The sequence below is a fragment of the Streptomyces sp. CA-210063 genome, assembly GCF_024612015.1.
Taxonomy (GTDB): Bacteria; Actinomycetota; Actinomycetes; order Streptomycetales; family Streptomycetaceae; genus Streptomyces.
In genome coordinates, this window is record NZ_CP102512.1 from 6,287,478 (window position 1) to 6,302,407 (window position 14,930).

General features: G+C 71.6%; 11 protein-coding genes. 9 read left to right on the forward strand and 2 right to left on the reverse strand.

The genetic code is table 11. From position 1 onward, the window contains the following. Positions 1-19: 19 nt before the first annotated feature. The 7 genes from JIX56_RS27595 (at position 20) to JIX56_RS27625 (ending at position 9,180) form a co-directional block, all read left to right on the forward strand. Positions 20-937 carry a TatD family hydrolase gene (locus JIX56_RS27595; protein WP_257544497.1) on the forward strand — a complete coding sequence of 306 codons (918 nt, stop codon included), beginning with the start codon at positions 20-22 and terminating at the stop codon, positions 935-937. 155 nt (positions 938-1,092) lie between these two features. Beyond that, positions 1,093-2,400, forward strand: a complete 1,308-nt coding sequence (locus JIX56_RS27600; protein WP_257544499.1) for a resuscitation-promoting factor — start codon at positions 1,093-1,095, stop codon at positions 2,398-2,400. A 276-nt stretch (positions 2,401-2,676) separates the two neighbouring features. Next, on the forward strand, positions 2,677-3,681 hold the full coding sequence (rsmA, locus tag JIX56_RS27605; RefSeq protein ID WP_257544501.1) for a 16S rRNA (adenine(1518)-N(6)/adenine(1519)-N(6))-dimethyltransferase RsmA: 1,005 nt from the start codon (positions 2,677-2,679) through the stop codon (positions 3,679-3,681). Then, complete coding sequence (locus tag JIX56_RS27610; RefSeq protein ID WP_257544503.1) at positions 3,678-4,580, forward strand: 4-(cytidine 5'-diphospho)-2-C-methyl-D-erythritol kinase; 903 nt, start codon at positions 3,678-3,680, stop codon at positions 4,578-4,580. Before rsmA ends, JIX56_RS27610 begins: the two co-directional genes overlap by 4 nt. Before the next feature lie 101 nt (positions 4,581-4,681). Next, entirely contained in the window at positions 4,682-6,055 is a 1,374-nt protein-coding gene (locus JIX56_RS27615; RefSeq protein ID WP_257544505.1) for an acyltransferase family protein, read from the forward strand. A gap of 231 nt (positions 6,056-6,286) precedes the next feature. Further along, a complete protein-coding gene (locus tag JIX56_RS27620) occupies positions 6,287-7,066 on the forward strand; it encodes an MHYT domain-containing protein (protein ID WP_257544507.1) in 780 nt (259 codons plus the stop codon). Between the two features lie 110 nt (positions 7,067-7,176). After that, positions 7,177-9,180, forward strand: a complete 2,004-nt coding sequence (locus tag JIX56_RS27625) for a sensor histidine kinase (RefSeq protein ID WP_257544509.1) — start codon at positions 7,177-7,179, stop codon at positions 9,178-9,180. Positions 9,181-9,582: 402 nt separating this feature from the next. Here JIX56_RS27625 and JIX56_RS27630 read toward each other — a convergent pair whose 3' ends face one another. Further along, positions 9,583-10,212 (reverse strand): DUF2269 domain-containing protein, encoded by a 630-nt coding sequence (locus tag JIX56_RS27630; RefSeq protein WP_443031891.1) that lies wholly within the window; start codon positions 10,210-10,212, stop codon positions 9,583-9,585. Between the two features lie 179 nt (positions 10,213-10,391). Then, entirely contained in the window at positions 10,392-10,529 is a 138-nt protein-coding gene (locus JIX56_RS47695; protein ID WP_306819883.1) for a hypothetical protein, read from the reverse strand. Between the two features lie 320 nt (positions 10,530-10,849). On the opposite strand from JIX56_RS47695, the gene JIX56_RS27640 reads away from it, so the two are divergent. After that, on the forward strand, positions 10,850-12,661 hold the full coding sequence (locus JIX56_RS27640; RefSeq protein ID WP_257551154.1) for an ABC-F family ATP-binding cassette domain-containing protein: 1,812 nt from the start codon (positions 10,850-10,852) through the stop codon (positions 12,659-12,661). 407 nt (positions 12,662-13,068) lie between these two features. Beyond that, a complete protein-coding gene (locus JIX56_RS27645) occupies positions 13,069-14,898 on the forward strand; it encodes an outer membrane protein assembly factor BamB family protein (RefSeq protein ID WP_257544511.1) in 1,830 nt (609 codons plus the stop codon). Positions 14,899-14,930: the final 32 nt, after the last annotated feature.

Genomic DNA, 14,930 nt, shown 5'->3' on the forward strand with positions numbered 1-14,930 from the left:
CGATTCGTAGGATCGGGGCATGCCTTCGAACGACTCCGGCAACGCCTCCGGCAAGAGCGCGTCCGGCAAGAACGACAAGAACGCCGCGCCCCCGCTTCCCGAACCCCTCCGGGTGCCGGTCGCCGATTCGCACACCCATCTGGACATGCAGTCCGGCACGGTCGAGGAGGGCCTCGCGAAGGCCGCCTCCGTGGGGGTGACGACGGTCGTACAGGTCGGCTGTGACATCAAGGGCTCGCGCTGGGCCGCCGAGACCGCCGAGCGGTACGAGGCCGTGCACGCGACCGTCGCACTGCATCCCAACGAGGCACCGCGGATCGTGCACGGCGACCCGGACGGCTGGTCCCGGCAGGGCGCGCGGACGGCCGGCGGGGACGCGGCGCTCGACGAGGCCCTCGCCGAGATCGACCGGCTGGCCGCGTTGCCGCAGGTCAAGGGGGTCGGGGAGACGGGGCTCGACTACTTCAGGACCGGGCCGGAGGGCAAGGCCGCCCAGGAGCGGTCGTTCCGCGCGCACATCGAGATCGCCAAGCGCCACGGCAAGGCGCTGGTCATCCACGACCGCGACGCCCACGACGACGTGCTGCGGATCCTGAAGGAGGAGGGCGCGCCCGAGCGGACCGTCTTCCACTGCTACTCCGGCGACGCGGCGATGGCCGCGATCTGCGCCGGGCACGGCTACTTCATGTCCTTCGCCGGGAACATGACCTTCAAGAACGCCCAGCCGCTGCGCGACGCCCTCGCCGTCGCGCCGCTCGAACTCGTCCTCGTCGAGACCGACGCGCCCTTCCTGACGCCCGCGCCGTACCGCGGACGGCCCAACGCGCCGTATCTCATTCCGGTCACGGTTCGGGCGATGGCCGAGGTGCGGGGCATCGACGAGGACGCGCTGGCGACGGCGATCGCGGCGAACACGGCGAGGGCGTTCGATTACTGACGGGTCACGTTTCGTCAGCCGTCAGGGGGACCCAAAAAGATGATCAGCGGCCCGTGTCGCGACACTGCGTGACCACGTTGCTTTGGAGGGTGACCGGAGTCCGCTAGGTTCACGTCGCCCGACCCGGACCCGGATCCCCTCTGGAGCGTGTCGTCGTGAGCAACGTGCAGTCGTCGTCGCAGGAGACCTATGACCCGGACGGTACGGATCGGCAGCCGGCGTGCGACGCCGAGACGCTGCCGTACGGGGTCCACGAGGACACGTACCGGCCCGCCTATGAAGACCTGCGAGGCCGCCCTGATCCGGCCCCGACGCCGGCCGGCCGGGGCGGCTCCCGGCGGGCCGTGCGCCGCCGACGGGTGGCCGACCGGCCGACCTCGTTGCGGCGGCTGCTGCCGCAGGCGCTCGTGGTGGCGTTCCTCGCGGGCGGGACCTCCGCGTTCGTGGCGGAGGACAAGGCGATCGAGCTGACCGTCGACGGGCGGCCGCGCACGCTGCACACCTTCGCCGACGACGTCAGCGAACTCCTCGCCGACGAGGGGGTCGCCTTCGGCTCGCACGACGTCGTCGCCCCCGCCCCCGGTACCGCGCTGAGCAGCGGTGACGAGGTCGCCGTGCACTACGGGCGGCCCGTCGCCCTCACCCTCGACGGCCATCGGCGCAGGGTCTGGACGACCGCCCGCACGGTGGACGGGGCGCTCCAGCAGCTCGGGGTGCGTGCGGAGGGCGCGTACGTGTCGACCTCGCGCTCCCAGCGCATCGGGCGGACGGGGCTGGAACTGGACGTCCGCACCGAGCGGACCGTCACGATCATGGCGGACGGGCGGACGCGGACGATCCGTACGAACGCGGCGACCGTGGGGGAGGCCGTGGAGCAGGCCGGGGTCACTCTGCGTGGGGAGGACACCACCTCCGTCGCGTGGTCGAGCTTCCCGCGCGACGGGCAGACCGTGACCGTGCTGCGGGTGACCGGGTCCAAGGAGGTCCGGGAGGAGCCGATCCCGTTCCAGGTGCGCCGCAGCGAGGATCCCTCGCTCTTCCGGGGCACCGAGGTCGTCGAACGCGCCGGGCACGCGGGTACCCGCCGAGTCACGTACGCGCTCCGCACGGTCAACGGGGTCAGGCAGCGGCCCCGGCTGCTGCGGACCGAGGTCGTGCGTGAGCCCCAGGACCGGATCGTCAAGGTGGGGACGAAGCCGGTGCCCACGTCCGTGCGGGGGGCGGAGGGGCTGAACTGGTCGGGTCTGGCGGCGTGCGAGTCCGGGGGGCGTCCGAACGCGGTCGACCCCTCGGGCACGTACGGCGGCCTCTACCAGTTCGACACCCACACGTGGCAGAGACTCGGCGGCCAGGGGCGGCCCCAGGACGCCCCCGCCGCCGAACAGACCCTCCGCGCGAAGAAGCTGTATGTCCAGCGGGGGGCGAGTCCTTGGCCGCACTGCGGGGCCCGCCTGCGCGGCTGAGGCAGGCTTTCTCGCCCCCGCCGCCCCTACTCGTCCCATCCCCAGGGGCTGCCGCCCCTTCGACCCCGAGGGGTGGGCTTTCGGGTGCGGGTGGGTGGGGGCTGGTCGCGCAGTTCCCCGCGCCCCTGAAAGACCCCGGGCGCGACCCATGCCGTCAAGGGGCGCGGGGAACTGCGCGAGCCACCACGACGAACCCGCACCCGCCGACGTACCGCCCCCCGAGCTCCAAGGCGCCCAAGAACCGAGGCGCACCCCCCGCCCCGTACCCTAGGTGCCGTGACCAGCCCCACCCCCGACGCCCTCCTGGGCCCCGCCGACGTCCGCGAACTCGCGGCAGCGCTCGGCGTGCGGCCCACCAAGCAGCGCGGCCAGAACTTCGTCATCGACGCCAACACGGTGCGCCGGATCGTGCGGACCGCGGACGTCCGCCCGGAGGACACGGTCGTCGAGGTGGGCCCGGGCCTCGGCTCCCTCACCCTCGCCCTGCTGGAGGTCGCGGACAGGGTCACGGCCGTCGAGATCGACGACGTGCTCGCCGGCGCGCTGCCCGCGACGATCGCCGCCCGCATGCCCATGCGTGCCGACCGTTTCGCCCTCGTGCACTCGGACGCCATGCACGTCACGGAGCTTCCCGGCCCGGCCCCCACGGCCCTCGTCGCGAACCTCCCGTACAACGTCGCCGTCCCCGTGCTGCTGCACATGCTCGAGACCTTCCCGACCATCGAGCGCACCCTCGTGATGGTCCAGGCGGAGGTCGCCGACCGCCTCGCCGCGGGGCCGGGCTCGAGGGTGTACGGCGTGCCGTCGGTGAAGGCGAACTGGTACGCGGAGGTCAAGCGGGCCGGGGCGATCGGGCGGAAGGTCTTCTGGCCGGCGCCGAACGTCGACAGCGGGCTCGTCTCGCTGGTCCGCCGGACGGAGCCGCTCAAGACGACCGCCACCAGGCGCGAGGTGTTCGCGGTCGTCGACGCGGCCTTCGCCCAGCGGCGCAAGACGCTGCGCGCGGCTCTCGCGGGATGGGCCGGTTCCGCGGCCGCCGCCGAGACCGCCCTCGTCGCCGCCGGCGTCTCCCCGCAGGCCCGCGGCGAGTCCCTGACGGTCGAGGAGTTCGCGGCCATCGCCGAGAACCGCGTCACCGAGAACGCCGAGAGCACGCAAAGCACCGAGAACGCCGAGAACGCCGAGAGCACCGAGAACGTCGAGAGCACCGAGAGCACCGAGAACGTCGAGAGCACCCAGACCGTCGCGAGCACCCGGAACAAGGAGCCCCGTCAGCCGTGAGCGTCACCGTTCGCGTCCCCGCCAAGGTCAATGTGCAGCTCGCGGTCGGCGGCGCCCGGCCCGACGGGTTCCACGACCTGGCCAACGTCTTCCTCGCCGTCGGGCTGTACGACGAGGTCACCGCCACCCCGGCCGACGAGCTGACCGTCACCTGCGAGGGCCCCGGCGCCGACCAGGTCCCCCTGGACCGTACGAACCTCGCCGCCCGCGCCGCGCTCGCGCTGGCGGAACGCCACGGCATCGAGGCCGCCGTGCACCTGCACATCGCCAAGGACATCCCCGTCGCCGGCGGCATGGCCGGCGGCAGCGCGGACGCGGCCGGCGCGCTGCTCGCCTGCGACACCCTGTGGGGCACGAACGCCTCGCGCGACGAACTCCTCGACATCTGCGCCGCGTTGGGGAGTGATGTGCCGTTCAGCCTGGTGGGCGGGGCAGCCCTCGGGACCGGGAGGGGCGAGCAGCTGAGGCCCCTCGACGTGGGCGGCTCGTTCCACTGGGTGTTCGCGGTCGCCGACGGCGGGCTCTCCACCCCGGCCGTCTACCGCGAGTTCGACCGGCTCCACGAGTACGACGTCGTGCCCGAGCCCGTCGCCTCCCAGGTACTGATCGACGCGCTCGCCAAGGGCGACGTAGACGCCCTCGCGGACTTCCTGCCGGACTCCAACGGCCTCCAGCCCGCCGCCCTCTCGCTGTTCCCGAAGCTGGCCGACACCCTCGCCGAGGGCCGCGCGGCCGGCGCCCTCGCCGGGCTCGTCTCCGGCTCGGGGCCGACCACGGCGTTCCTCGCCCGGGACGCCGAGTCGGCACGCGCCATCGCTCAGGGGCTCCTCGCGTCCGGCACGTGCAGGGCGGCGCGGGTGGCCGCCTCGCCCGCACCGGGCGCGACAGTCATTCCATAAGTCCGGTGAGTCCGGTGAGTCCCGCGAACGCGACGTACTCAGACGTGAGTTGAGTACGGGAGCGCTGATGCCCGCCCGGGCGCCCGCGCGACCGTACTCCCATGAGTGCAAGCGTGAGTGCGAGAGAACTCGCCGCCGTCACCCCGTCCACCCGAGACCGGTACGTCGACCTCCTCCGCGTCGCCTCCCTCGGCACGGTCGTCCTCGGCCACTGGCTGATGGCGGCCGTGACCACCGGCGGTGACGGGCGGGTCGAGGTGGGGAACCTCCTCGCCGTCGAGCCACGGCTCCAGATCCTCACCTGGGCCCTGCAGATCATGCCGGTGTTCTTCTTCGTCGGCGGCTTCTCGCACGCCCTCTCCTACCGCTCGCTCAGCCGAAAGAGCACGGATGAGACGGATGAGGGGGCATCCGTCTACCCCGCCTTCCTCCGCGCCCGTCTTCAGCGGCTCCTCCGCCCCACCATGGTGTTCATAGGTGTGTGGGGTGCCGCCGCCGTCCTTCTCCAACTCGCGGGCGGAGGCGGCGGACTGCTCGACGTCGCGCTGCGGCTGGTCGCGCAGCCGTTGTGGTTCATCGGGATCTATCTCGCGATGGTCGCCTTCACCCCGCCGCTGCTGAAGCTGCATGAGAGGTACGGGTGGGGCGCGTTCGGGGGGCTGGTCGCGGCCGCCGCGCTCGTGGACGTGCTGCGGTTCGCGCTCGACGTGCCGTTCGTCGAGTTCCTCAACTTCGCCTTCGTGTGGCTCGCGATCCACCAACTCGGGTTCCTGCGGGCCGACGGGCGGCTGACACGGCCGTATCTGCTCGCCGGCGCGGGGCTCGCGGGGGCCGCGCTGCTGGTGGCGTACGGGCCGTATCCGCTGTCGATGGTCGGGATGCCGGGCGAGAAGGTGTCGAACATGGCGCCGCCGACCTTCGCGCTGCTGTGCCACGGGCTGTGGCTGGTCGGCGCGGTGGAGTGGCTGCGCGGGCCGGTGACGCGGTGGCTGGAGCGGCCGAAGGTGTGGCGGGCGGTCGTGGCGGCCAACGGCATCTCGATGACGGCGTTTTTGTGGCATCTTTCGGCCATGCTCGGGGTGTACGGCGTCCTGCTCGCGCTGGATGTGCCGCTGCCCGCGCCCGCGACGGGTGCCTGGTGGGCCCAACTGCCCCTGCGGATCGCCGCCGCGGCCGTCCTCACGGCGGTCCTCGTCACCGCCTTCCGGAGCTTCGAGCGGCCCGCCGCACGGTCGTCCCGGGCGAGTGGTTCGCGCAGGCCGGGGGCGTATTCCGGTCCCGCCGCGGCCCTCGGGGTGACCTTGTGTCTCTTCGGTGTGCTCGGGCTCTCCATGGTCGGTTTCGGCGGGCTGTTCGAGGGGCGTTCGGCTCTGTTGATCGCCGTCCAGGTGACCGCGCCGATGGCGGTGGCCATGACGGTCGCCGGGTGGTCGCTGGTGGAACTCATTGGTCGTGCCAAACGGTCAAGTGCTTGACCGGGGTGGTCCGGTGGAGGAAATGTGCACGTCGCGCATTGGTTTGCCAAACCTCTCAGTTTGTAACCCACGCCACAGCGTTTTAATGTTCACCCAAGTCCCTTGTGGTCCCTTTCGATCGGTATGCCCGTCGTTTTCGAGTGGCATGATCTCGATCCCCGGTGACTCGTTACCGGCGGTACTTCCCGTGCGCACGGTGTCGTCCGCGCGGCGGGCGAGAGGGGTTCCTTCATGGGACACATGGACCACTTCAGCGCCGGATGGGTCACCCCCGTCCTCTCCTACGTCATGGCCTGCGTCGGCTCCGCACTCGGACTGCGCTGCACCGTCAGGGCACTTGAGGCCGAGGGCGCCTCGAAGCGGAACTGGCTGACCCTCGCGTCGTTCGCGATCGGCTCGGGCATCTGGACCATGCACTTCGTGGCGATGATGGGCTTCGGCGTGGAAGGGACGCCCATCCGTTACGACGTCCCCATGACCGTCCTCAGCCTGGTGATGGCGATCGCCGTGGTCAGCGCCGGTGTCTTCACCGCCGGTTACGGCCGCTCCCGGGTCCGGGCGGTGGCCTTCGGCGGCCTGGGCACCGGGCTCGGCGTGGCCGCCATGCACTACACCGGCATGGCCGCGCTCAACCTGCACGGCGAGGTCAGCTACAACCCGTCCCTGGTCATCGCCTCCGTGGTGATCGCGGTCGTCGCCGCGACCGCCGCGTTGACGCTCACGCTGATCGTGCGGGGCGGGGTGCTCGCCGCGATCGCCGCGCTCGTGATGGGGCTCGCGGTCAGCAGCATGCACTACACCGCGATGTACGCCGTGAGCATCGATCTCGCGCCCAGCACGGCCCAGTTGGCGGGGGCCACGGCCACGGAGTTCCTGTTCCCGCTCGCCGTGTTGCTGGGGTCGTTCCTCTTCCTGACCTCCGCGTATGTGGCGCTGTCGCCGACGGGCAAACGTGCGGAGTCTTCCTTCGCCGATGAACTGCTGCGTGAGGTTGAGCTTTCGACTGCGTGAGCGGTCCGCTTTGAGCGCCGTTGTCATCTGCGGGCCCGGTGGGGGCTGGTCGCGCAGTTCCCCGCGCCCCATACGGGGCGCTTGAGCCGCCCTTTCCGAGCGAGGTCCCCATGCAAATCTTCCGAATGACCGCCCGGCTGCGACCCAGATCCGTGCGGGCGAAGATCGTCGCCCTGTTGATGCTGCCCATCGTGTCGCTGATGGCGCTGTGGAGCTACGCCGCCGTGACGACCGTGGCGAGCATCGGTGACACCGAGCGTGCCAAGGACGTCAACAGCGAACTGCTCGCGCCGGTCGCGGAGTTCGTGACCGCCCTGCAGGCCGAGCGGACCGCCGCCATCCGGTACGCGGCCAAGCGCACCGAAACCGGCCTGGACGAACTGCGGGCCGACCAGCAGACCACCGACAAGGCCGTGACGGAGCTCCGCGCGGGCCTCAACTCCTCCAGCTCGGACGCGGGCCTCATCGACAGCGGTCTGCCCAAACGCCTGGACGCCCTCGAAGCCGACTTCAGCGACCTGGCGGCCCTGCGCGCGGAGACCACCGCGTCCGGGGCGAAGGACGCGGTGTCGACGGCGTACACCCAGTACTCGGCGGTCATCGACCACGCCTTCGCCGTGACCGGTGCGCTCACCAGCGAGAAGGGCACCGACGCGACCTCCGAGGCGCGTGTCGTCCTCGAACTCTCCCGCGCCCGCGACGCCGTCGCCCGCGAGCAGGCGCTGCTGGCCGCCGCCACCGCCTCCGGGACGCTCACCAAGGAGCAGTACGCGCAGTTCATCGGCGCCGTCGCCACCCAGCGCGAGCTGCTGAAGCCGGCTGTCGCCGACCTCAAGCCCGAGCACCAGCCCGCCTACAACGTGCTGCTGGAGAGCGACGGTTACACCACCCTCGCCGAGGTCGAGGACCGGGTGACCGACGCCGGGGCGGGAGCCGTGTCGGCGGCCGTGCTGCGGGACTGGGACTCCTCCTCGACGACCGTGCTCAAGGGCCTCGCCGAGGCGGAGGAGGCCGCCGGTACGGGCGCGGCGGCCAAGGCGGACGCCTTCGGCTGGGACTCGCTCGGCGCCTCCGGCGTCGCGGTCGTCCTCGGCCTCGTCGGCGTGCTCCTGTCGCTCCTCGTCTCCGTGGGCGTCGGCCGCGGCCTCATCGTCGAACTCCTCGACCTGCGCAACTCCGCCCTCGAGGTCGCCGGCCGGCGCCTGCCGCAGGCCATGCGCAAGCTGCACGCCGGGCAGGGCGTCGACATCGACGCCGAGGCCCCGATGCGGCGCCTCGCGGGTGACGAACTCGCCCAGGTGGGCACCGCGTTGACGGCGGTGCAGCGGGCCGCGCTCAAGGCGGCCGCCGAGCGCGCCGAACTCCTCAGCGGCATCTCCGGGGTGTACGTCAGCCTCGCCCGCCGCAGCCAGGTGCTGCTCCACCGCCAGCTCGACCTGCTCAGCGTGATGGAGCAGCGCCAGCAGGAACAGCAGAACCACGCCGAGCTGTACGACCTCTACCGCATCGACTACCTCGCCACGCGGATGCGGCGCCACTCCGAGTCGCTGCTCATCCTGTCCGGGATCGCCCCCGGCCGCGGCTGGCGCGACCCGATCGCGCTGTCGGACATCCTGCGGGCCGCCGTCGCCGAGATCGAGGACGCGACCCGCGTGCAGATCTGGGCCGCACCACGTGTGTCGCTGAACGGCGGTTCCGTCGCCGACGTCATCCATCTGCTCGCCGAACTCGTCGAGAACGCCGCCGCGTTCTCCCCGCCCTCCACCAAGGTGCAGCTGCGCGCCGCCCGGCTGCGCGACGGGGTCCTCATCGAGGTCGAGGACAGCGGCTTCGGCATGAACGAGGAGGCGATGGCCGACGCCAACCGCAAGATCCAGTCGGAGAAGGTCGACCTCCTCGACGCCAAGCAGATCGGTCTGATCGTGGTGAACCGGCTCGCCGACCGCCAGGGTCTGCGCGTCGAATTGCGCCAGTCGACCAACGGAGGAGTCGCCGCGGCCGTCTTCATCCCCGAGAACCTGATCCGCGACGACATGCCCGTCCACCAGGAGTCGGCCCCCGACGGGCGCTCTCTGGCCCCGGCGTCGGCGCTGATCCAGCGGCAGCGGCCGTAGGGGTCCCACAGGACTGCCGTGCGCCTCGGGTGATGATTCCCCGGGGCGCACGGCCTTTTCCGACGAACTTTTCTGACGAACTGCTGCTCTTCAGGCGGTACGTCGAGCCGTCGGGGGCGACGAGGTCGGCCGGGTCGGCGGCGAGCCGCTTGCCTGCCGGCGCCGCAGTGGGGGCCACTACCCTCGCAGTCGCCTCGGATCCGGCTGTGGGTCGGGCTCCGGCTCGGGCTCGGGCTCCGGCTCGGGCTCCGGTTCCGGCTCAGGGCGGCCCTCGGACTCAGGGCGGAGCACGGTCCAGGCGAAGCGCATGGCCAGGGCCAAGGAAGGCACCAGCAGAGTTGCCGGCAGCAGGCTCCACCATCCCAACCCCATGGTGCCGGTCCGGGTACCAGCCGGCGAAGGTCAGCGGCTTGCCCGCGTCGTCGAGGAGCGGCTCCCGGTCGAGGTCGTCGACGCGGTCGCGGCGACGCTGTCGGCCGCGCGGCCGGGGCCCTCGGTCCGAGTCGTGCGCCCCGTGGCGGCCCGCTCGCCGCGGGCGGTGGCCTGCCGCAGCCGACGGCCACGCCTGGTGAGGCCCCAGGGCTTCAGCACCGAGATGGCGGTCATGAAGACGTACGCGGTCAGCGAGACGACCGGTCCGAACAGCACGTCTCCCGCGTCGGGCAGCGGGCCGCCCGCCGCGACGGCGGTGAGCGCCGAGTTCACGCCGGGGCGCAGCGCGAAGACCGTGGCGGTGAGGGTGGCCAGGGTCAGCCAGAACTTCGTCCAGACCCAGCGGTGCCGGGCCAGCCCCCACGGGGTGCCCAGCGACAGCACCAGCCCGCTGCCGAACGTCAGGAGCGCGACCGGGATCAGGAGCCAGTCCGCGAACAGCTTCATGGCCCGGACGGACGCCTCCACCGTCTCCGAGGACCCGGTGGTGCCCGCGGTGACCCCGAGCGCGAGCAGCCCGAGCGTGAGCCCGAGCCAGCAGGCGGAGGCGGCGACATGGACGACGAGGAAGCCCCGGCGTACGGGACGGCTTGTCTTCATGCGCACCACGGTGCCGGGCGGGGGCGCCGGGGTCGTCTGCCGGCGGGAGTATCCGGGGCTACTGGGCTCGGCGTACGGGACGGGGGCACGGCTGCTCCCCCACCGCTCCCCGCTCCTGTCGGCGCCATCGGTGCCTGGGTGATCAGGGGTGGGCGGACGTACGGCAGCGGGTCGCGGCGTTAGGTGCCGCGTCGGCCGACGGCGCGGCGTTCGGGGAGCTCGGGCACGGGCGGGGCCTGGAGGAACCTCTTGCCGAGGACTCGCCGGCCGAGCTGGAAGCGCAGATGGGCGTGCGCCTGCCGAGGAGTACGGGACATTCCTCACGCGAGTAGGAGCGGGTGGCGCGGGACCGTCGTACGGGGTCTACCGGGTGTGGCGTGTGGAGGGCCGCTGCCGCTGGGAGGGCGACGGGGCGGACCTGGCCTCTGGCCTCTGGCCCCCGGCCCCCGGCCCCCGGCCCCCGGCCCCCGGCCCCCGGCCCCCGGCCCCCGGCCCTGAGTATGTCCGCCCCCAGTCCCCGCCCCCGGTCGCGGCGTCCCGCCCCGGTCCCACCCCCGCCCCCCACCCCGCCGCCCGTCACACCCCTCCGCCCCGCGGACTACCCTGGAGGGTCGATCGTCCCCGTGGCAGGAGAGTAATGGCCGTCAACCTGGTCAATGTCGAGAACGTCAGCAAGGTGTACGGCACCCGCGCCCTGCTCGACGGGGTCTCGCTCGGCGTCTCCGAAGGGGACCGGATCGGCGTCGTGGGGCGGAACGGGGACGGGAAGACGACCCTGATCCGGATGCTCGCGAAGCTGGAGGAGGCCGACTCCGGGCGCGTGACCCACTCCGGCGGCATCCACGTCGGCGTGCTCACCCAGCACGACTCCCTGGACCCGGCCGCCACCGTCCGGCACGAGGTCATCCGGGACATGGCGGACCACGAGTGGGCGGGCAACTCCAAGATCCGGGACGTACTGACCGGGCTCTTCGGCGGGCTCGACCTGCCGGGGTTCCCGCAGGGGCTCGACACCGTCATCGGCCCGCTCTCCGGCGGTGAGCGGCGGCGTATCGCGCTCGCCAAGCTGCTCATCGAGGAGCAGGACCTGATCGTTCTCGACGAGCCCACCAACCACCTCGACGTGGAGGGCATCTCCTGGCTCGCCCAGCACCTCCGTGAGCGGCGCTCCGCGCTGGTCTGCGTCACCCACGACCGGTGGTTCCTGGACCAGGTGTGCACGCGGATGTGGGACGTGCAGAAGGGCTCGGTCTTCGAGTACGAGGGCGGGTACTCCGACTACGTCTTCGCACGCGCCGAGCGGGAGCGCATCGCCGCCACCGAGGAGACCAAGCGGCAGAACCTGGTCCGCAAGGAACTGGCGTGGCTGCGGCGCGGGGCGCCCGCCCGTACGTCGAAGCCGCGGTTCCGGGTCGAGGCGGCGAACGAACTGATCGCGGACGTGCCGCCGCCGCGCGACACCAGCGAGCTGATGAAGTTCGCGTCGTCCCGGCTGGGCAGGACCGTCTTCGACCTGGAGGACGTCACCGTGCAGGCCGGGCCGAAGGTGCTGCTGAAGCATCTGACGTGGCACCTCGGGCCGGGCGACCGGATCGGACTCGTCGGGGTCAACGGCGCCGGCAAGACCTCCCTGCTGCGGGCCATGGCCGAGGCCGCGCGCAGCGACGGCGAGAAGCAGCCCGCCGCCGGACGCGTCGTCACCGGCAAGACCGTCAAGCTCGCGTACCTGTCCCAGGAGGTCGCCGAGCTCGACCCCACCTGGCGGGTGCTCCAGGCCGTGCAGCAGATCCGCGACCGCGTCGACCTCGGCAAGGGGCGCGAGATGACGGCGGGGCAGCTCTGCGAGACCTTCGGGTTCAACAAGGAGAAGCAGTGGACGCCGGTGGGCGACCTCAGCGGTGGTGAGCGGCGGCGGCTCCAGATTCTGCGGCTGCTCATGGACGAGCCCAACGTCCTCTTCCTCGACGAGCCGACGAACGACCTCGACATCGAGACCCTCACGCAGTTGGAGGACCTCCTCGACGGCTGGCCGGGGTCGATGATCGTGATCTCCCACGACCGGTTCTTCATCGAGCGCACGACCGACAAGGTGTTCGCCCTCCTCGGCGACGCGACGCTGCGGATGCTGCCGCGCGGGATCGACGAGTACATCGAGCGGCGCCACAAGATGGAGGAGGCCGCCGCGGCCTCCGCCGGGGTGGCCGTGAAGCCCGCCGCCGAGGCCGCGCAGAAGAACGCCGCGGACGCCCGGGCCGCGAAGAAGGAACTCCAGAAGATCGAGCGGCAGTTGGACAAGGTCTCCGAGAAGGAGGCGAAGTTGCACGCGCGGATCGCGGAGAACGCGACGGACTTCGCGAAGGTGGGGGAACTCGACGGGGAGTTGCGGGCGTTGGGCGCCGAGAAGGAAGAGCTTGAGATGCGGTGGCTGGAACTCGCCGAGGAAGCGTGAGGGTTCGCCCAGTCGCCGTGGGGTGCGGTGTTCGATTGCGGGTGCGGGTGCGGGTGCGGGTGCGGGTGCGGGTTGTTCGTGGTTGCTCGCGCCCACGCGGCGGAGCCGCATATCGACACAGCCCCGCGCCCCTTGAGGGGCGCGACTCCTGACCGGCGCTCATAAGTTCCCTGGCCTTCAAATGGCGTATCGCGCACGGCGCGCACGTCCCGTGAAGGGGGCGTGAAGGAGCGTAACGAGGGCATCACGGGCCGGTTCTCCCTTGGGAACAGGGGAGCGACCGGCCCCGTGCGTGGGAGCGTCGCAGTGATAGAAAGAGCCGTCTGAGAAGAGTCTCAACAGTCTGAGAAGCGACACCACGCGTGACCACGGGTGGCTCGAAAGCAGCGAACAGGGGGAAAGCGCTGATGACTCAGCCACCCGATCAGCCGCCGCAGGGCGGCTTCGGAACTCCGCAGCACCCACCACACCAGTCACAGCCGCAACCGCCGCAACCGCCGTACGGCTACCCGCAGACGCCCCCGCCGCAGGGCCCGCCCGCGCAGGGCCCCGGCTACGGCTACCCCCAGCAACCGCCCGCGCAACAGGGCCCGTACGCCCAGCCCGCGCAGTCCGGTCAGTACGCCCAGCCGCAGCAGCCCGGCCCGTACGCGCAGCCGCAGCAGTCGGGGCCGTACGCGCAGCCCGGCCCGTACAACCCGGCGTCGCAGGCCGGTTACGGCTACCCGCAGCCCCAGTACCCGGGCGGGCCCACCCCGCCGGACGGCGGCGGAGGCTCGAAGAACCCCTTCAAGGGCAAGCCCGCGATGATTGTCGGCGCCGCCGTGGCCGCGCTGCTCGTGGTCGGCGGCACGGTGTTCGCGGTGACGAGCCTCGGTGACGACGGCGAGAAGAAGCCGGTCGCCAAGGAGAGCGCGAGCCCCACCGGGGACGGCAAGCCCACCCCTTCGCCCACCCAGCCCGTCAACAAGGGCGACGGCAGCGGCGACGGCGCCGAGGACGTCGACGTCTCCGACCTCAACGCGGACCGCAAGGCCGGCGAGGCGAAGGTGCTCTGGTACAAGAGCGCGCCCGACGCCCCCGGTTCCGGCGCCAACGCCCCCGGCCTGTGGGTGACCGACAAGGTCGCGGTGAAGCCGGCGTACAAGCAGCTCTTCGCCTACAACGTCGGTGACGGGAACCCTGCCTGGGACCCGATCGAGTTCCCCGGCAAGGTCTGCTCGGTCACCCCGGAGGCGACCTCCGGCGGCCGGGTCGTGATCTCGTACCAGAAGACCACCTCGGCGAACGCCGAGTGCGACCAGCTCCAGCAGGTGGACCTGAACACCGGCGAGAAGGGCTGGTCGGCGGAGCTGGAGAAGAGCGACCTGTTCGACAGCGCCAGCAGCGTGCAGCTGTCCGTCACCGGTGACACGTTGATGGTGGGCCGCTCGCAGTCCGGGACGGCGTACGACGTCAACACCGGCAAGAAGCTGTGGGACAAGAAGAACTACGGCCAGTCCTGCTACCCGGCCGGGTTCGCGGGCGGCACGCGGCTGATCTCCCTCTCCTCCTGCGCGGTGACCACCGACAAGGAGCACGACGAGGTCCAGGAGCTGGACCCGAAGACCGGCAAGGCCAAGTGGACGTGGAAGGTCCCCAAGGGCTGGCGGGTCGAGCACGCGTACTCCGTGGACCCGCTCGTCCTCTACCTCACCAATGAGGAAGACAACACCTGGAACATCGCGACCCTGAAGGCCGACGGCTCGATCCGTTCACAGGTCGACCCCGCCGCCGAGCCGTTCGCGCCCGAGTGCGACGGCGGGATCATCACCCGCGACATCCAGAGCTGCGTGGGCGTCGCGGCCGACGCGAACACCGTCTACCTGCCGACCGAGGAGAAGGACGGCACGAACGAGATCGTCGCGCTGAACCTCGCGACCGGCAAGGAGAAGTGGCGCGTCAAGTCCCCCTCCTCCGACGCGGTGATGGCGTCGGTCAAGATCGACGGCTCGAAGCTGATCGCGTACGTGGAGCCGTCGCAGGGCGAGGGCGGCCAGGTCGTGTCCTTCCCGACGACCGGCGGCAACCACAAGGCGACCAAGCTCCTGCAACTGCCGGCGAGCGCCGCGAAGATCGAGAGCACCTTCTACAGGGAGGCCGTCGACTACGTGGACGGGCGCTTCTACATCTCCAACACCCTGCTGAACGGTGCCGACGACGCGAAGGAGAAGTTGATGCTGGCCTACGGCAAGTGACCTCCCGACCCTTCCCGTTCGTCCCCCATCCG